Source organism: Pantoea sp. BJ2, from assembly GCF_040255075.1.
Classification (GTDB): domain Bacteria; phylum Pseudomonadota; class Gammaproteobacteria; order Enterobacterales; family Enterobacteriaceae; genus Pantoea; species Pantoea leporis.
In genome coordinates this window covers 2,332,192-2,350,373 of the sequence record NZ_CP158292.1, presented here as the reverse complement: position 1 = coordinate 2,350,373, position 18,182 = coordinate 2,332,192, and the positions used below count along the sequence as shown (strand labels likewise).

Sequence of the window (18,182 nt, the reverse complement as noted above, 5' to 3'; positions counted from 1 at the left end):
AACTACACAAAAACCACATTAAGGCAAAGAATCAGGGCCGCGGAGTAAAGCTTCCGCCGCATGGATGCGGCGGCAGAGTCCACAAGGACGTGTTCACGACGCCTTTACGGAGCGGCCCTGATTCTTTGCCTGGAACGCACTGAACCAAACAGGGAGCCCGCACATGACACTCATCCTTTCATTCCTCTTCGCCATCACCATCCTCACACTCACGCCCGGTTTTGATACTGCATTAGTGCTGCGTTCCGCCGCCGCGCAAGGCTGGAAACGTGCCTGGGCTACGGCATTTGGCGTTACGCTGGGTTGTCAGGTGTGGGGCGTTGCGGTGGGTTTAGGCTTGGGCGCGCTGCTGCTGGCCTCGGAAATGGCGTATAACCTGCTGAAATGGATCGGTGCGGCCTATCTGCTGTATCTCGGCGTCAAATTACTCATCAACCCACGCACCCAAGCGGAAGAAGGGCAGCACGCGCAGAGTAAAGAGCAAAGTTATGTTGCCTGCTTCACGCGCGGACTCTTTGGTAACCTGTTAAATCCTAAAGTCGGCGTATTCTACGTTACCTTTCTGCCGCAGTTTATTCCGGCGGGCGCGTCGGTGCCGCTGTGGTGTACGCTGATGGCGCTCACGCACATGGTGATTGGCTTGGTGTGGAATGCGGTGCTAATTGGCAGCAGCCAATACTTTGCGGCGCATCTGCGTCGCCCAGCGGTGCTGAAAGTGATGGATCGCCTGACGGGCTGCGTGTTTATTGGCTTCGCCGCGAAGCTGGCGCTATCGCGGCGTTAAACATTACGGCTTGCGCGCGACTAGCACGGCGCGCAGCGGGGCGGGATAACCTTCCACGGTTTTGGTGCTGTCGTTAGGATCAAGAAACTCAGCCAGCGACTCGCTGGTCATCCAGCTGGTGCGACGCTGCTCTTCCACGGACGTCACCGCGTAATCCGCGATGCGCACATCGACAAATCCGCACTTCTCCAGCCAGCTCTTCAGCGCCGCCGCAGAAGGGATAAAGTAGACGTTACGCATCTGCGCATAACGCTCACCCGGCACCAACACCGCGTTTTCATCACCTTCAATCACCAGCGTCTCCAGCACCAGCTCGCCGTCACTGACTAACTGATTTTTCAGCTGCATCAAGTGGTCGAGCGGCGAACGGCGGTGATAAAGCACGCCCATGGAAAACACGGTATCAAACGCTTGTAACGCCGGCAGTTGCTCAATGCCCAGCGGCAGCAAATGCGCCCGACGATCGTCACCCAACAGCTTACGCACCGCTTCGAACTGACACAAAAACAGCTGCATTGGATCGATGCCGACCACCAGTTTGGCGCCCGCGCCTATCATGCGCCACATGTGATAGCCGCTACCGCAGCCAACATCCAACACCGTACGATGCTGCAACGGCGAAATGTGCGGCAACACGCGATCCCATTTCCAGTCGGAACGCCATTCGGTATCGATCTCGGTACCGTACAGCGAATAAGGACCTTTGCGCCACGGCATCAAATTGCGCAGCAGATTCTCAATGCCAAGACGCTGACGATCGGTCAGATCCTCAACATCGGCGCTCACGCTATGCAACAAATCCAGCTTCTGCGGCGTCAGCAGCGGCAGATAATCAACTGACTTCTCCCAGTCGCGGAATTTACCGTGCAAATTTTCACGCTGCCATGCGGCGACTTGCGCCGGTAACACTTCCAGCCAACTGGCGAGCGGGCCGGTGGCAATCTGCTGATAAAAACGGCCAAACTCAATCATTTCAACGCCACCAACGAACCAAAGTTAAAGCACTGGAACCACAACTCCGCATGTTTGAAACCGGCGGTTTTCAGGCGCGCTTTGTGCGCTTCAACGCTATCGGTCAGCATCACATTCTCCAGCATGCTGCGTTTCTGGCTGATCTCCAGCTCGCTGTAACCGTTAGCGCGTTTGAAATCGTGATGCATGTTAAACAGCAACTCGCCGACATCGGCATCTTCAAAACTGAACTTCTCCGACAACACCAGCGCGCCGCCCGGATTTAATCCGTCAACAATCTTCTTCAGCAGTTCGAGGCGTGCCGGTGGCTCAAGGAATTGCAGGGTAAAGTTCAGCACCACCAATGAGGCGTTCTCAATGTGGATGTCCTGAATATCTGCTTCGATCACCTGCACCGGCGTATCCGCGCGGAAGGCGTCGATATGGCGACGGCAGCGCTCCACCATCGCCGGTGAATTATCCACGGCAATAATCTGGCAGCCCGGCACATGAATATTGCGGCGCACCGACAGCGTGGCGGCACCCAGTGAACAGCCGAGATCGTAAACCTGGCTATTCGGCTGAACGAAGCGTTCCGCCAGCATGCCAATCATCGAAATGATGTTGGAATAACCCGGCACCGAGCGCTGAATCATATCGGGAAAAACTTCAGCTACGCGCTCGTCAAAGGTCCAGTCGCCCAGCTTATCGATGGGCGCGGAAAATAGCGTATCGCGATCAGACATAATGAAAAGGTCCGGAGAGAAAACGGAAAGGGCGCTATTTTGGCAGAAACGCGGGCAGGCTGCACCCTTTGCGTTGCGTCTAGAACAGCCTCGATTGCTGCGGCCAGTCGGGCAGATCGCGTAAGGTTGGTTCCAGCTGCTGCAACTGTGGCCACAACGCCTGAAGCAGCGGAAACACCTCGCCCATATCCGGCGTATGGATAAACAGCAGCGGATCGCTATCACGCTGCCACGCTTGCAGCTTGCTGTGCCATGGCTGAAACAGCGGCACGCTCTCCGCCACGCTATCACTGCCAATGAAACGCACCATCGGTTGCGAACCGGTACGCACCACATGCAGCGGTACACGCGGCTTTTGCGATCGGGCGTGCACCGCTGCGGCCGACTGTGAGGTGGAGGCATGCACCGGACGACTATCCAACATCACCCGATTAATTTGACGCTCCAGCAAACCGCGATTCAGCGCGCGTTCAGCATCACCTTTGGCGAAAAATGCCTGATGCCGCACCTCGACGCCATAACGGAAATTGCGCGGTAAACTATCGAGAAAAGACCACAAATCGCCGAGCTGAGCCGGTGAAAACGCTGCCGGCAGCTGCAGCCAGTATTGACCGATGCGCGTGCTGAGCGGATCGAGCAGACGGAAAAACTCATTCAGCAATTCATCACAGTCGCGCAGCGCCGCTTTATGGCTGATGCTTTCGGGAAACTTGAAGCAGAAACGGAAATCGTCGTGCGTCATGTCGCGCCAGCGCAGCACCACTTCCGGCTTTGGCAGCGCATACAACGTGGTATTACCTTCCACACAACCAAACAGCTGCGCGTAGTCGGCTAAGGTCTCAATACCGAACTGTTTCCATTGCGCGTGCTGCCATTGCGGTAATCCAATACGAAGTGTCAACGCGAACTCCTGAATCCTTTAGGGCGGGAAAGGGCGGCTTAATGTAACCTGTTTTGATGTCGGCAGGAAAAACAGCGCGATAAAGCATAATGTTTTGTCCGCTTTGATCGGGCTCCACTTATCCTGCCTGGGTTTTTCCATTATAATAGCCGCCTTTTTTGCGACAGCATCTCAGAAGGTTACGCGGCCTGATGCTGTCTGGCAGCAGCGGCGAAGTTAAAAGGATACGTTATGCGTACAGAATATTGCGGACAGCTCAATCTGTCTCACGTGGGTCAGCAAGTCACTCTCTGCGGCTGGGTAAATCGCCGTCGCGATCTGGGTAGCCTGATTTTTATCGATATGCGTGACCGTGAAGGTATCGCGCAGGTGTTCTTTGATGCCGATCGTCAGGACGCTTTCCAGCTGGCATCTGAGCTGCGTAACGAATTCTGTATCCAGATCACCGGCACCGTGCGTGCACGTGACGAAAAGAACAAAAACAGCGATATGGCGACCGGCGAAGTGGAAGTGTTTGCCCACGAGCTGAATATCATCAACCGCGCTGAACCGCTGCCGCTGGACTCTAACCAGGTCAACAGCGAAGAAGCGCGCCTGACCTATCGTTACCTGGACCTGCGTCGTCCGGAAATGGCGCAGCGTTTGAAAACCCGCGCTAAAATTACCAGCTTCGTGCGTCGCTTTATGGACGACCAGGGTTTCCTCGATATCGAAACGCCGATGCTGACCAAAGCCACGCCTGAAGGCGCGCGTGACTATCTGGTGCCAAGCCGCGTGCATAAAGGCAAGTTCTACGCGCTGCCGCAGTCGCCTCAGCTGTTCAAACAGCTACTGATGATGTCGGGTTTTGACCGCTACTATCAGATCGTTAAGTGTTTCCGTGACGAAGATCTGCGTGCCGATCGTCAGCCAGAATTCACCCAGATCGACGTGGAGACCTCTTTCATGACCGCAGAGCAGGTGCGTGAAAAGATGGAACGTCTGATTCGTGAATTGTGGATCGATATCAAAGGCGTGGATCTCGGTGACTTCCCGCAGATGACTTTTGCGGAAGCGATGAACCGTTACGGCTCAGATAAGCCAGACCTGCGTAACCCAATGGAGCTGGTCGACGTTGCCGATCTGCTGAAAAACGTAGAATTCCAGGTGTTTGCTGGCCCAGCCAATGATGCCAAAGGCCGCGTGGCTGCCCTGCGCGTACCGGGCGGTGCAGCGCTGACGCGTAAGCAAATTGATGAGTATGGCGAATTTGTCAAAATCTATGGCGCCAAAGGTTTGGCGTGGATGAAGATCAACGAACGCGCGAAAGGCTTCGAAGGCGTACAGAGCCCGGTTGCCAAGTTCCTTAGCGCAGAAATCGTTGAAGACATTCTCAACCGTACTGGCGCCCAAGATGGCGACCTGATCTTCTTCGGTGCGGACCGCGCCAAAGTGGTGGCGGATGCGCTGGGCGCGCTGCGTCTGAAAGTGGGCCGCGATCTGCAGATTACTGATGACAAAGCCTGGGCGCCGCTATGGGTGATCGACTTCCCAATGTTTGAGGAAGATGAAGAGGGCGGCCTGGCAGCGATGCACCATCCGTTCACGTCGCCGAAAGACTTGAGCGCGGAACAGCTGGCAACCGATCCGGTACAAGCGGTAGCCAATGCCTACGATATGGTGATTAACGGCTACGAAGTGGGTGGCGGTTCCGTACGTATTCATAATGGTAAAATGCAGCAGACGGTATTCAGCATCCTCGGCATTACCGAAGAAGAGCAGCGTGAGAAGTTTGGCTTCCTGCTCGACGCACTGAAATACGGTACGCCGCCGCACGCCGGCCTGGCGTTCGGCCTGGATCGTCTGACCATGCTGTTGACCGGCACCGATAACATCCGTGATGTGATCGCGTTCCCGAAAACGACTGCCGCCGCGTGCATGATGACCGAAGCCCCAAGCGAAGCGAATCCCGCTGCGTTGCTGGACCTCGGCATTCTGGTGGCGCCGAAAAAAGAAAAAACAGAGAACAAATAATGGGCTTTAAACATCCGGTTTCGGTGCTGGTGGTGATTTTTGCCCGCGATACCGGCCGGGTGTTAATGCTGCAGCGACGTGATGACGAAAGCTTCTGGCAATCGGTCACTGGCAGCCTGGAAGCGGGCGAAACCCCGCGCCAGGCAGCTCAGCGCGAAGTGTTAGAAGAACTCGCCATCGATATTGCGCACGAAAAGCTAGTGCTGGACGATTGCCACAAGCAAATCGAGTTTGAGATCTTCCCGCACTATCGCCATCGTTACGCACCGGGCACCACGCACAATCGCGAACACTGGTTCAGGTTGGCTATACCCGCAGAACGCGACCTGCTGCTCACCGAGCATCTCGCCGCGCGCTGGCTCGAACCCGCCGCTGCCGCAGCCCTCACCAAGTCCTGGAGTAACCGCCAGGCGATTGAAGAATTTATCTGAATGCTTGCCGCCGCGCGTTTTTCCGGTGGCGAATGCATTAAGTTTTATGAATCTGGTGAGTTTTCAATGAACGCACCGAACAATATCGAACAGTCAGGCGTAATCGGCGCCGCGAGGTTGTTCACCGCCAGCGCACAGCAACCGGAGCGTACTTATGTACGTGAGGATTGCGAGCACTGCCGGGGGACAAGATCGCAAGTAAGATAGCCTGCACCCAGTAAAAGATCGGAGATAAAGTAAGATGGCTGGACACAGTAAATGGGCGAACACCAAGCATCGTAAAGCTGCTCAGGATGCTAAGCGCGGTAAAATCTTCACCAAAATCATTCGTGAGCTGGTCACCGCCGCGAAACTGGGCGGTGGCGATGCGGGTTCTAATCCACGTCTGCGCGCAGCGATGGACAAAGCGCTGTCTAACAACATGACGCGCGACACCATGAACCGTGCCATCGCACGCGGCGTGGGCGGTGAAGATGATTCCAACATGGAAACCATCATTTATGAAGGTTACGGTCCGGGCGGCTCAGCAGTGATGATTGAGTGCCTGAGCGACAACCGCAACCGTACCGTGGGCGAAGTGCGTCATGCCTTCACCAAAACCGGCGGCAACCTCGGTACCGATGGTTCGGTTTCTTACCTGTTCAGCAAGAAGGGCGTAATCTCCTTCGCGCCAGGTCAGGACGAAGATGCGGTGATGGAAGCGGCGCTGGAAGCAGGTGCAGAAGACGTTGTGGCCTATGACGACGGCGCGATTGATGTCTTTACCGCGTGGGAAGAGATGGGTGCGGTGCGTGATGCGCTGGAAGCGGGCGGTCTGAAAGCCGACTCGGCTGAAGTCTCGATGATCCCTTCCACTAAAGCCGAAATGGATGCCGAAACCGCGCCGAAACTGCTGCGCCTGATCGACATGCTGGAAGACTGTGACGACGTGCAGGAAGTTTACCATAATGGTGAAATCTCTGATGAGATCGCAGAAACGCTGTAATGGCGTTGCTTAAAACCCCACTCACCGGAGACGCGCCGTGGCGATAATTCTCGGGATCGATCCCGGCTCGCGCGTCACCGGTTACGGTGTTATTCGCCAAACCGGCCGCCAGCTTACCTATTTGGGCAGCGGCTGTATCCGCACCAGCGTCACCGATCTGCCGACGCGCCTCAAACTGATCTACGCGGGCGTCAGCGAAATTATCACCCAGTTCTCACCCGACTATTTCGCTATCGAGCAGGTATTTATGGCCAAGAATGCGGACTCAGCGCTGAAGCTGGGCCAGGCGCGCGGTGCGGCGATTGTCGCGGCGGTAAATCATGATTTGCCGGTGTTTGAATACGCGGCGCGCCAGGTGAAGCAAACCGTTACCGGCACCGGCGGTGCTGAGAAAAGTCAGGTGCAGCATATGGTACGAACCTTGCTAAAACTGCCGGCCAATCCGCAGGCGGATGCCGCCGATGCGCTGGCCATCGCCATTACGCATTGCCATATGAGCCAAAACGCGGCGCGTATCAGCGATACGAAACTGGTGATGACGCGCGGACGTATGCGATCGGGTTAGCGGAAACGAAACGCAGTATGAGGCTGGATATTCATCCAGCCTTTTTTATGGTATATAAACAGGCTTACTTATCAGATTAAGGAATTGCTCAGGTGATTGGTCGTTTACGAGGCAACATTCTGGAAAAACAGCCGCCGCTGGTGTTGATTGAGGCGCACGGTGTCGGTTATGAAGTGCACATGCCAATGACCTGCTTTTACGAGCTGCCGGAGATCAATCAGGAAGCGATTATCTTTACGCAGTTTGTGGTACGCGAAGATGCGCAACTGCTGTTCGGTTTCAATAACAAGCAGGAACGCACGCTGTTCCGCGAGCTGGTGAAGGTGAATGGCGTTGGGCCAAAACTGGCACTGGCAATTCTGTCTGGCATGTCGGCCCAGCAGTTCGTGACCGCCGTTGAGCGACAAGAGATTGCCTCGCTGATCAAACTGCCGGGCGTGGGTAAAAAAACCGCCGAGCGTTTGATTGTGGAGATGAAAGACCGCTTTATCGGCATGCACGGCGATCTGTTTGGTGGTGATTCAACCTTTACGTTGACCACGCCATCCGCTGCACAAGACAATAACGATGCTGAAGCCGAAGCGGTTTCAGCGCTGGTGGCTCTGGGCTATAAACCGCAGGAAGCCAGCCGTATGATCAGCAAAGTCGGTAAACCGGATGCGGATTGCGAAACCCTGATTCGTGAAGCCCTGCGCGCAGCTATTTGAGGTAAAGCATGATTGAAGCCGATCGTCTGGTCTCGGGCAGTTCCTTTAATGAAGAAGAAACGCTCGACCGTGCCATTCGTCCCAAGCTGCTTACGGAATATGTTGGCCAGCCGCAGGTGCGCGAGCAAATGGAGATTTTCATCCAGGCTGCGAAACTGCGTGGCGATGCACTCGATCATCTGCTGATTTTCGGCCCGCCGGGACTGGGTAAAACCACGCTGGCTAACATCGTCGCTAACGAAATGGGCGTCAACCTGCGCACCACGTCCGGCCCGGTGCTGGAAAAAGCCGGCGATCTGGCGGCGATGCTCACTAACCTCGAACCGCATGATGTGCTGTTTATTGATGAGATCCATCGACTGTCGCCAGTGGTGGAAGAAGTGCTGTATCCAGCGATGGAAGATTATCAGCTGGATATCATGATTGGTGAAGGTCCGGCAGCGCGTTCGATTAAGCTCGATCTGCCGCCGTTTACCCTGATTGGTGCCACGACGCGCGCCGGTTCTTTAACTTCGCCGCTGCGCGACCGTTTCGGCATCGTGCAGCGCCTTGAGTTCTATAACGTGCCCGATCTGCAGCATATCGTGGGTCGTAGCGCGGCCTGTCTTGGCCTGGCGCTGAGCGAAGAGGGCGCGCTGGAGATAGCGCGTCGTGCACGCGGAACGCCGCGTATCGCTAACCGCCTGCTGCGCCGCGTGCGTGACTTTGCGGAAGTGCGCGCCAATGGCAATCTGAGCGGCGAAGTATCAGCCAGCGCGCTGGATATGCTTAACGTCGACAGCCAAGGTTTCGATTACATGGATCGCAAACTGCTGCTGGCGATTATCGATAAGTTCTCGGGTGGTCCGGTTGGCTTAGATAACCTGGCAGCGGCGATTGGCGAAGAGCGGGAAACTATTGAGGATGTGATTGAACCCTTCCTGATCCAGCAAGGATTCATTCAACGCACGCCGCGTGGCCGGATGGCCACGCAGCATGCTTACAAACACTTTGGTATCAGTCGCGAAGAGTAAACCGGCGTTATGCCGCCGGTTTTTTTGCCATGCTAATGATGAACAATACTGCCGCGCATAACACCACTGAAGGACCGGCTGGCGTATCGTAGCTGGCGGAGAAGGTCAGTCCACCGGTCACTGCGATAATACCTGCAATCACCGCAAAACCGGCCATCTGTTCTGGCGAGCGCGAGAAGCGACGTGCCGTCGCCGCCGGGATAATCAGTAACGACGTAATAATCAAAGCACCGACAAACTTCATCGCTACGCCGATGGTTAATGCGGTGACCAGCATCAACATCAAACGCGTGCGCTGAATGTTAACGCCATCCACCTGCGCCAGCTCAGGACTAATGGTCATCGACAGCAGCGAATTCCACTGCCACGCCATCACCGCCAGTACAATCGCCACGCCGCCGCCCATCATCCACAAATCATCGGGCGTCACCGCCAGCAGATCGCCAAACAGGTAAGCCATCAGATCGACACGCACGCCTTGCATCAGACTGACGACCACTAAACCCAGCGACAGCGCACTGTGCGCCATAATGCCGAGCAGCGTATCAATAGCCAGATGCGGGCGTCGCTCCAGCCACACCAATCCCAACGCCAGACACACGGTCACCAAAATCACCGCATAGTAAGGATTCACGTTGAGCAGCAAACCAAACGCCACGCCCAGTAAGGACGCATGCGCGAGCGTATCGCCGAAGTAAGACATGCGGCGCCAAACCACAAACGAGCCAAGTGGACCGGCCGCCAGCGCCAGCAACACGCCGCCCAGCCAGCCAGGTAATAACAGTTCAATCATGACGGGCCATTTCCCTTGCGCAGAACAATGCGTCCCTGTAAATCGTGACGGTGATTATGATGATGACGATAAATCGCCAGCTGCTGTGCGCCGCGTGGGCCAAACATCGCAATAAACTCGGGATGTTGTGACACCGCTTCCGGCGTGCCGGAACAGCAGATGTGATGGTTGAGACACAGCACTTCGTCGGTTTTCGCCATCACCAGATGCAGGTCGTGTGAAACCATCAGCACACCGCAGTTCAGTTCGCGGCGCAGCTGATCGATCAAATCGTACAGCGCGACCTGGCCGTTGACATCAACGCCTTGTGTCGGCTCATCCAGTACCAAAAGCTGCGGTTCATTGAGTAATGCACGCGCCAGCAAAACACGTTGTGTCTCACCGCCAGAGAGTTTTTGCAGCGTTGCATGCAGCAGATGCCCGGCCTGTACGCGCTTGAGCGCCGGCAAAATGGCATCGCGTTTGGTGCCGCGCGACAGGCGCATAAAGCGTTCCACGGTGATCGGCAACGTTGGGTCGATGTGCAGTTTTTGCGGCACGTAGCCGATACGCAAATCAGCGGCGCGCTTGACGCTGCCGCTGGTGGGTTTCAGTAGCCCCAACACCGCGCGAACCAGCGTGGATTTACCGGCGCCGTTCGGGCCGAGCAGGGTGAGAATTTTCCCCGGCTCAAGTGCGAGGCTAATACCTGCAAGCACCGGACGCTGGGAGAACTTCACAGAAATGTTTTCAAGGGTAACAAGTGGCGACATGTTATTTACGGGTTGCATAGAATTTCGAATGTTATAATATCACATTCCATCAACGGTTCACGATGGAATGACGTATTATGTTACACAATAAAAAGCGCCTGATTTTCACCCTTACTGCTGCGGCAATTGGCGCGGCAAGCGCATTACCCGCGCACTCCGCAGTTGTCGCTTCAATCAAACCTATCGGATTTATCGCAGCGGCTATCGCAGAGGGTATTACGCCGGTTGAAGTATTGCTGCCTGATGGCGCCTCAGAGCATGATTATGCCTTGCGTCCCTCTGATGTAAAACGTATTAAAAACGCAGACTTAGTAGTATGGACAGGCCCAGAGATGGAAGCCTTTCTTACTAAGTCAGCGGCCGAATTACCTGCCAGTAAAAACCTCGAAATTGCCGCATTGCCGGGCATAAAACCGCTATTGATTAGCGGCGATGATGAAGATGAGGAACATGAGCATGGTCACGATCACGATCACGACTCAGAAAATTCCGAAGACCAGGACGGGTCTCATGCGCATCACCACCACGGACAGTTTAATATGCACCTGTGGATGTCCCCTGACATGGCCTTACAATCTGCGGTTGCAATCCATGGAAAATTATTGGAACTTATGCCGCAAAGCAAAGCCAAACTTGACGCTAATCTGCAGGAATTTAAGGCAGAATTAGCCGATGCAGACAAACACATCGGCGCGCAACTCGCGCCTGTGCGGAACAAGGGTTATTTCGTTTTTCACGATGCTTACAGCTACTTTGAAAAACATTACGGTTTGTCACCTTTAGGTCATTTTACCGTCAATCCTGAAATCCAGCCGGGCGCCCAGCGTTTACATCAAATACGAACACAGTTGGTTGAGCAGAAAGCCGTTTGCGTTTTCGCTGAACCACAGTTCAGACCGGCCGTCATCGATGCCGTGTCCCGTGGAACTTCCGTACGTAAAGGCACGTTAGATCCGTTGGGTATGGACATCAGCTTATCCAAAGACAGCTACGTGAAATTTCTTTCACAGCTGTCGAGCCAGTATGCGAGCTGCCTGAATGGAGCATGAGGAATAGGTAAAAGTGCAGCAGATAGCCCGCTCTGTCGCCCTCGCATTTAACAATTTGCCGCGCCCCCACCGCGTTATGCTGGGTTCATTAACCGTTGTCACGTTGGCCGTCGCAGTATGGCGGCCTTACGTTTACCATCCGCGTGATGTTGCCCCCATCGTGAAAACCATTACGTTGGATAAAGACGAACTGCGCACGCTGTTGCCCGAAGCCAGTGAGCCGATTGACCAGACAACGGAAGAACCGTCCGACGATATTCCTGCTGACGACATTGATAATGACGTTCCGGACAATCCCAACGTACATGAGTACACCGTCTCTTCAGGTGATACGCTGAGCAGCGCGTTAAATCAGTACGGTATTGAGATGGGCGATATCAACGCATTAGTCAGTAGCGATAAAGATCTGCGCAACATGCGCGTTGGTCAGCAACTGAGCTGGACGCTGGATGCTGATGGACAACTGCAAACCTTCAGCTGGGAAATTGATCGTCGTGAAACCCGTACTTATCAGCGCGCCGACAACGGCAGCTTTAAGATGCAGCAGGAGCTGCAAAAGGGTGAGTGGCAAAACAACGTACTGAAAGGTGAAGTGCGCGGCAGTTTTGCTGCCAGTGCCCAGCGTGCGGGTTTAACCAGCGCAGAAACCAGCAACGTCATCAAAGCGATGCAGTGGCAGATGGATTTCCGCAAACTACGCGCCGGTGATGACTTTAGCGTGCTGATGTCACGTGAAATGCTCGATGGCAAAAGTGCCCAAAGCCAATTGCTTGGCGTGCGTTTACGCACCGGCGGTAAAGACTACTACGCGTTCCGTGCGGAAGACGGCAAGTTCTACGATCGCAACGCCTCTGGTTTAGCGCGTGGCTTTATGCGTTTCCCTACGGTTAAGCAGTATCGTGTCTCTTCCAACTTCAATCCGCGTCGCCTTAATCCGGTAACCGGCCGTATTGCACCGCATAAAGGTGTCGATTTCGCGCTGCCTATTGGTACGCCTGTGTTAGCCGTGGGCGATGGTGAAGTGGTGATGGCGAAAAACGGCGGTGCTGCCGGGAATTACGTGGCAATTCGTCACGGTCGTCAGTACATGACGCGTTATATGCACCTGAGTAAAGCGTTGGTGAAACCGGGGCAAAAAGTGAAACGCGGCGATCGTATTGCGTTGTCGGGTAACACCGGACGTTCGACCGGTCCGCATTTGCATTATGAAGTATGGATCAACAATCAGGCGGTAAATCCATTGACGGCAAAACTGCCGCGCATGGAGGGTCTGACGGGTAAAGATCGCAGCACTTACATGGCGCAAGTCAAAACCTGGTTGCCGCAGTTGACGCTGAAATAGCGCATTATTGCGCGTAACACTTAAAAACCGACGGATTCTTCGTCGGTTTTTTGCTATCTGGCGCATGAAGATTGCAAAATTAACCACCGTCACTATTATTGACCGGTCATTGTCAGAGGCGAGTGCATGGAAACCCGAAAGAAAAATAACAGCGAGTTTATTCCCGTTTTTCAACGTTCTTTTTTAAAGCCGAAATACTGGGGAAGTTGGTTGGCGGTGGGCGCGCTGGCCGGCATGGCATTGCTTCCCGCTAAAGTGCGCGATCCGATTCTGGGCGGATTGGGCAAGTTCGCCGGTAAGCTGGCGAAAAGTGCGCGCCGCCGTGCGCTGATCAATCTCTATTATTGCCTGCCGGAATTGAGTGAAGCGCAGCGCGAAGAGATTGCTGATCGTATGTTTGCCACCGCACCGCAGGCGATGGCGATGATGGCCGAATTGGGCATGCGTAATCCTGAGCATGTGCGTAAGCGTGTTGACTGGTACGGCCGGGAAATCATTGAGCAACTGCAGGTCAACAAAGAAAACGTCATTTTCCTGGTGCCGCATGGCTGGGGCGTGGATATTCCAGCGATGTTGCTGGCGTCTGAAGGCCAGATGATGGCGGCGATGTTCCACAATCAAAGCGATCCGTTAATGGATTATCTGTGGAATACCGTGCGACGCCGTTTTGGTGGCCGTATGCATGCGCGAAATGACGGCATTAAGCCGTTTATCGCGTCGGTGCGTCAGGGTTATTACGGCTATTATCTGCCGGACCAGGATCACGGCCCGGAACACAGCGAGTTTGTGGATTTCTTTGCTACTTACAAAGCCACATTGCCTGCAGTGGGCCGCCTGATGAAAGTATGCCGCGCACGCGTTGTGCCGCTGTTCCCGGTGTACAACAGTGAAACCCATCGTCTGGAAATCTATGTGCGTCCGCCAATGGATGACTTGCTGGATGCCGATGACAATACGCTTGCGCGTCGCATGAATGAAGAAGTTGAAGTGTTCGTGCGACCGCATCCGGAACAGTACACCTGGATTCTGAAGCTGCTGAAAACGCGTAAGGAAGGGGATATCGAACCTTATGCGCGCAAAGATCTTTATCCTCGTAGGAAATAAACATGGGGCCGTCTGGCCCCTTTATCATTCTATTGCCGCCACGTGACTGCGACGTTTACGTTCGCGCAGGAACAGGGTCACCAGACCAAACCACAGCACGCCAGCGGCGAAGTTAATCCCGCTAAACCACGGTGTGCCGCCGCTGAAGTAGCCACTTTTCGCCAGCTCAATGCCTACCGCTAAGGTCAGAATACTGATCATCCCGAGCATCGCCGCCACGCTGCCTTTGCCTTCGTTGCTGGAGTAAAGCGTCAAACGGTACAGACCGGCATTCACCATGCCTGCGCCGAACGCATACAAGCTTAACCCGGCTGTCAGCAGCAGATAGGTGTGACTATCGAGCAAATTAGCCAGCAGCGAAATACTCAAACCAATCAGAATCGGCCAGGCGGCAAACTTCACCGGCTGCTCAATCGGCACGCGTCCAGCCAGTTTGCCAAGCGTGATGTTGCCGGCAATCATCGCCAGAAACACCGGTAGCTGCAGCAGCGCATACTGCATGCGTGACAATCCTTCATCGTGCATCAGAATCACTGGCGACAGCGCTACCCACGTCAGGATCGGAATAAACACTAAACCAATGGCAAAAGATCCGTACATCACCTGACGATCGCGCGCCAAACGCGCATAGCCGCGGGCCAGCGTTGGCAGGGCGATAGAGTGACTGCGATCGCCAGCGGTTTCCGGCATGACGCGCCACAGCAGGGCAAACGCAATCACGCTGCAGATGGCAAACAGCCAGAACATGCTGCGCCACTCGCCAACGGTGAGCCACGCGGCTCCGGCCAGCGGACCAGCGAGCGGTGCCAGCAGCGCGACGTTGGCCATCAGCGCCATCATGCGTACTGCCAGCGCCTCGTCAAAGGCTTCCTGCACCGCTGCGTAGCTGACGGCGCCAATAAAGCACAGGCTAATACCCTGCACAAAGCGCAGCGCGACAAACTCCTCAATGCTGCTCACCCACGTTGTCAGAATACAGGCGGCGGCAAAGAACAGGATACCAAACAGCAGCACCGGCCGGCGGCCATATTTGTCAGAGAGCGGACCGAGCAGCCATTGCAGCACCACGCCGCCCATCAGATACGCGGTCAGCGAGGTCGAAACCCATTCCGGGCCGACGCTGAATTCAGACGTCACCAGCAGCATGCCGGGCTGAATCATGTCATGCGCGATATAGGTGGCGAACTCGAAGAGTACCAGCGCGAGCGGGAACAGCAGCACGCGCCCGGTGAGTTGAGTGATAGGTTGATAGCGGGCCATCTGGCCTCCTTGTCAAAAAAATAAAAACGCGACTGCCAGGCAGTCGCGTTTGTCCATGTTGTTACAGCCGCTGTGGGTGGTGCGTATTAGTCTACGCGCAAAACACGGCTGGTATTGGTGGTGCCGGTGGTCGACATCACGTCGCCCTGGGTGACAATCACCAGGTCGCCAGAAACCAGGAAACCTTTTTCGCGCAGCAAATTCACTGCATCGTGCGCGGCAGCAACACCATCGTTGTTGCTGTCGAAGAACACTGGCGTAACACCACGGTACAGCGCCGTCAGGTTCAGCGTACGTTCGTGACGTGACATGGCGAAGATCGGCAAACCGGACGTGATACGTGAGGTCATCAGCGCGGTACGGCCCGATTCGGTCATGGTGATGATCGCTGAAACCCCTTGCAGATGGTTGGCAGCATACATCGCCGACATGGCAATCGCTTCTTCGACGTTATCGAACTGTACTTCCAGGCGGTGCTTAGAAACGTTAACGCTCGGGATTTTCTCTGCGCCGAGGCACACTTTCGCCATCGCTGAGACGGTTTCAGCCGGATACTGGCCAGCAGCGGTTTCCGCCGACAGCATCACCGCATCGGTACCATCCAGCACGGCGTTCGCCACGTCCATGACTTCGGCACGCGTTGGCATTGGATTGGTAATCATCGACTCCATCATCTGCGTGGCGGTGATGATGGTGCGGTTCAGCTGGCGAGCGCGACGGATCAACGCTTTCTGAATACCCACCAGTTCAGGATCGCCAATCTCCACACCCAAATCGCCACGCGCAACCATCACCACGTCAGAGGCGAGGATGATGTCATCCATCGCTTCCTGTGAGGCAACGGCTTCAGCACGTTCCACTTTCGCCACCAGTTTGGCGTCGCAGCCGGCGTCGCGCGCCAGACGGCGGGCATAATTCATATCTTCGCCGTTACGCGGGAAGGAGACCGCCAGATAATCCACGCCGATTTTCGCGGCGGTAACGATATCAACTTTGTCTTTCTCGGTCAGCGCATCGGCAGAGAGACCGCCGCCGAGTTTGTTGATGCCTTTATTGTTGGAGAGCGGGCCGCCGACGGTGACTTCGGTGAATACTTTTACGCCCTGAACTTCCAGCACTTTCAGCTGCACGCGACCGTCGTCCAGCAGCAGGATATCGCCGGGCACTACATCTTCTGGCAGGCCTTTATAGTCGATACCGACTTTTTCTTTATCGCCTTCGCCTTTGGTTAAATCAGCATCCAGCAGGAAACGATCGCCGACGTTGAGGAACACTTTGCCTTCTTTGAAGGTCGATACGCGAATTTTTGGGCCTTGCAGGTCGCCAAGGATCGCTACGTGACGACCCAGTTTCGCCGCGATTTCACGGACTTTATTGGCGCGCTGCTGATGATCTTCCGGTGTGCCGTGGGAGAAGTTGAGTCGTACAACGTTAGCACCCGCCGCGATGATTTTTTCGAGGTTGTTGTCGCGATCGGTGGCTGGACCGAGGGTTGTAACGATCTTGGTTCTTCTGAGACGTCTGGACATGAAGGACTCCGTTAGCAAAGTATCGTGTCGCTCTCAAGTGACACGTAGTGTTCATCTATTCTATATGATCGATGGGCTGTGATTCGACTCACATTGTGAATGTGATGTTAATTATTTTCCTGCGCCTGTTTCTCCAGGCGTGAATCTTTCAGCGCTTCTTTCACCCGTTTCAAATTTTCACGGAAAGCAGCGCCGCGCTCAAGGGTAAACCCTGTCGCCAGAACATCAATCACGGTTAATTGTGCGAGGCGGGAAACCATTGGCAGGTAGATATCGGTATCTTCGGGTACGTCGAGCGTCAAAGCCAGCGTGGCTTCCGCCGCCAGCGGGGAACCCGGAGAAGTGATAGCCAGCACAGTGGAAGCGTTTACACGCGCCAGGCGAGCCAGTTCTACCATATTTTTGGTGCGACCAGTATGTGAGATGAGAACAAACACATCGTTTGGACCACTATTTATGCAACTCATGCGCTGGATCACAATATCCTCTGACCAGATGACCGGCAGATTAAATCGCAAAAATTTATTGGTGGCGTCATGTGCCACCACGGCGGAGGCACCAAGGCCAAAAAAGGCAATTTTATGCGCCTTTGACAGCGCCTGAACCGCCTGACGAATCACCTGAGAATCGAGTTGCTGGCGGACGCGGCTGAGGCCCGCTAACGCGGAATCAAAGATTTTGTGGCTGTAGCTTTCCACACTGTCATTTTCTTCCACATCGCGACTCACCCAGTTCGGGCTTTTGACCAGGCTCTGCGCGAGCTGCAATTTGAAGTCAGGGAAGCCGCGCGTGCCCATACGATGGCAGAAGCGATTCACCGTCGGTTCGCTGACGTCAGCGGCGCGTGCCAGCGTGGCGATGCTGGAGTGCATCGCCTGTTGCGGCGCGGCAAGAATCTGCTCTGCGACTTTACGTTCTGATTTGCTTAACGCATCGAGTTGCGCCTGAATCTGTTCCAGCATGGTTTAACCTAATGAGCGTCAATCACTTTTTCGCGTTCATCAATCAATGAAATCGCTGCCAATTCACAAGAATATACCGTGTAATAGCCCCTCGCACGCAGCGGAGGACAAATGTAAACGCGATTTTTTTGCGATACTTTGATCGCTGACGTGTTTTGCCACGACAAATATCGAAACAGAAAATGTGCTCAAATGGCACGCTACAACACACTTAACACCTTTATTACGTTCACAGTTAACGCCAGCAAAACACTGCGTTCGGGTTGTCCTAAACCCGCTAAAAACGTACATTGTG

Annotated in this window: 18 protein-coding genes; 10 read left to right on the top strand and 8 right to left on the bottom strand. The window is 54.8% G+C overall.

Going from position 1 to position 18,182, the window contains the following annotated elements:
- The first annotated feature begins 163 nt into the window (after nucleotides 1-163).
- Nucleotides 164-784 (top strand): LysE family translocator, encoded by a 621-nt coding sequence (locus AAF463_RS10855; protein ID WP_350260715.1) that lies wholly within the window; start codon nucleotides 164-166, stop codon nucleotides 782-784.
- Nucleotides 785-787: 3 nt separating this feature from the next.
- Here the strand turns inward: AAF463_RS10855 and cmoB are convergent, their stop codons facing one another.
- From cmoB to AAF463_RS10840, 3 genes are all read right to left on the bottom strand, one after another.
- A complete protein-coding gene (gene cmoB, locus AAF463_RS10850; RefSeq protein ID WP_192234116.1) occupies nucleotides 788-1,756 on the bottom strand; it encodes a tRNA 5-methoxyuridine(34)/uridine 5-oxyacetic acid(34) synthase CmoB in 969 nt (322 codons plus the stop codon).
- On the bottom strand, nucleotides 1,753-2,481 hold the full coding sequence (gene cmoA, locus AAF463_RS10845) for a carboxy-S-adenosyl-L-methionine synthase CmoA (protein ID WP_137385945.1): 729 nt from the start codon (nucleotides 2,479-2,481) through the stop codon (nucleotides 1,753-1,755). Before cmoA ends, cmoB begins: the two co-directional genes overlap by 4 nt.
- 79 nt (nucleotides 2,482-2,560) lie before the next feature.
- Nucleotides 2,561-3,382, bottom strand: coding sequence for a DUF72 domain-containing protein (locus AAF463_RS10840; RefSeq protein ID WP_350260714.1), 822 nt, complete (start codon nucleotides 3,380-3,382; stop codon nucleotides 2,561-2,563).
- 231 nt (nucleotides 3,383-3,613) lie between these two features.
- Here AAF463_RS10840 and aspS point away from each other — a divergent pair, with 231 nt between their 5' ends.
- The 6 genes from aspS to ruvB all read left to right on the top strand — a co-directional run bounded on the left by aspS (nucleotide 3,614) and on the right by ruvB (nucleotide 9,096).
- A complete protein-coding gene (gene aspS / locus AAF463_RS10835; RefSeq protein ID WP_271459667.1) occupies nucleotides 3,614-5,395 on the top strand; it encodes an aspartate--tRNA ligase in 1,782 nt (593 codons plus the stop codon).
- On the top strand, nucleotides 5,395-5,826 hold the full coding sequence (gene nudB, locus AAF463_RS10830; protein WP_350260713.1) for a dihydroneopterin triphosphate diphosphatase: 432 nt from the start codon (nucleotides 5,395-5,397) through the stop codon (nucleotides 5,824-5,826). The genes aspS and nudB overlap by 1 nt, the downstream gene beginning before the upstream one ends.
- Nucleotides 5,827-6,067: 241 nt before the next feature.
- Nucleotides 6,068-6,811, top strand: coding sequence for a YebC/PmpR family DNA-binding transcriptional regulator (locus AAF463_RS10825; protein WP_007889557.1), 744 nt, complete (start codon nucleotides 6,068-6,070; stop codon nucleotides 6,809-6,811).
- A gap of 37 nt (nucleotides 6,812-6,848) precedes the next feature.
- A complete protein-coding gene (gene ruvC / locus AAF463_RS10820) occupies nucleotides 6,849-7,376 on the top strand; it encodes a crossover junction endodeoxyribonuclease RuvC (RefSeq protein WP_008110486.1) in 528 nt (175 codons plus the stop codon).
- Between the two features lie 92 nt (nucleotides 7,377-7,468).
- Complete coding sequence (gene ruvA / locus AAF463_RS10815) at nucleotides 7,469-8,083, top strand: Holliday junction branch migration protein RuvA (RefSeq protein ID WP_007889559.1); 615 nt, start codon at nucleotides 7,469-7,471, stop codon at nucleotides 8,081-8,083.
- 8 nt (nucleotides 8,084-8,091) lie between these two features.
- On the top strand, nucleotides 8,092-9,096 hold the full coding sequence (gene ruvB / locus AAF463_RS10810; protein ID WP_007889560.1) for a Holliday junction branch migration DNA helicase RuvB: 1,005 nt from the start codon (nucleotides 8,092-8,094) through the stop codon (nucleotides 9,094-9,096).
- Nucleotides 9,097-9,103: 7 nt separating this feature from the next.
- Here ruvB and znuB read toward each other — a convergent pair whose 3' ends face one another.
- Both znuB and znuC read right to left on the bottom strand, forming a co-directional pair.
- Nucleotides 9,104-9,889 carry a zinc ABC transporter permease subunit ZnuB gene (znuB, locus tag AAF463_RS10805; RefSeq protein ID WP_101764158.1) on the bottom strand — a complete coding sequence of 262 codons (786 nt, stop codon included), beginning with the start codon at nucleotides 9,887-9,889 and terminating at the stop codon, nucleotides 9,104-9,106.
- Nucleotides 9,886-10,641, bottom strand: coding sequence for a zinc ABC transporter ATP-binding protein ZnuC (gene znuC, locus AAF463_RS10800; RefSeq protein ID WP_101764609.1), 756 nt, complete (start codon nucleotides 10,639-10,641; stop codon nucleotides 9,886-9,888). Before znuC ends, znuB begins: the two co-directional genes overlap by 4 nt.
- 77 nt (nucleotides 10,642-10,718) lie before the next feature.
- On the opposite strand from znuC, the gene znuA reads away from it, so the two are divergent.
- The 3 genes from znuA (at nucleotide 10,719) to lpxM (ending at nucleotide 14,136) form a co-directional block, all read left to right on the top strand.
- Nucleotides 10,719-11,690 carry a zinc ABC transporter substrate-binding protein ZnuA gene (znuA, locus tag AAF463_RS10795; protein WP_137385939.1) on the top strand — a complete coding sequence of 324 codons (972 nt, stop codon included), beginning with the start codon at nucleotides 10,719-10,721 and terminating at the stop codon, nucleotides 11,688-11,690.
- Between the two features lie 13 nt (nucleotides 11,691-11,703).
- The gene (gene mepM / locus AAF463_RS10790; RefSeq protein ID WP_110866308.1) at nucleotides 11,704-13,032 is read left to right on the top strand and encodes a murein DD-endopeptidase MepM; all 1,329 of its coding nucleotides are present in this window, start codon (nucleotides 11,704-11,706) and stop codon (nucleotides 13,030-13,032) included.
- A 126-nt stretch (nucleotides 13,033-13,158) separates the two neighbouring features.
- Entirely contained in the window at nucleotides 13,159-14,136 is a 978-nt protein-coding gene (gene lpxM / locus AAF463_RS10785) for a lauroyl-Kdo(2)-lipid IV(A) myristoyltransferase (protein WP_350260712.1), read from the top strand.
- Nucleotides 14,137-14,160: 24 nt separating this feature from the next.
- Here lpxM and AAF463_RS10780 read toward each other — a convergent pair whose 3' ends face one another.
- From AAF463_RS10780 to AAF463_RS10770, 3 genes are all read right to left on the bottom strand, one after another.
- Complete coding sequence (locus AAF463_RS10780; RefSeq protein WP_101764162.1) at nucleotides 14,161-15,396, bottom strand: MFS transporter; 1,236 nt, start codon at nucleotides 15,394-15,396, stop codon at nucleotides 14,161-14,163.
- An 86-nt stretch (nucleotides 15,397-15,482) separates the two neighbouring features.
- Nucleotides 15,483-16,925 carry a pyruvate kinase gene (pyk, locus tag AAF463_RS10775; protein WP_101764163.1) on the bottom strand — a complete coding sequence of 481 codons (1,443 nt, stop codon included), beginning with the start codon at nucleotides 16,923-16,925 and terminating at the stop codon, nucleotides 15,483-15,485.
- A gap of 107 nt (nucleotides 16,926-17,032) precedes the next feature.
- Entirely contained in the window at nucleotides 17,033-17,887 is an 855-nt protein-coding gene (locus AAF463_RS10770; RefSeq protein ID WP_101764164.1) for a MurR/RpiR family transcriptional regulator, read from the bottom strand.
- Nucleotides 17,888-18,182 lie beyond the last annotated feature (295 nt).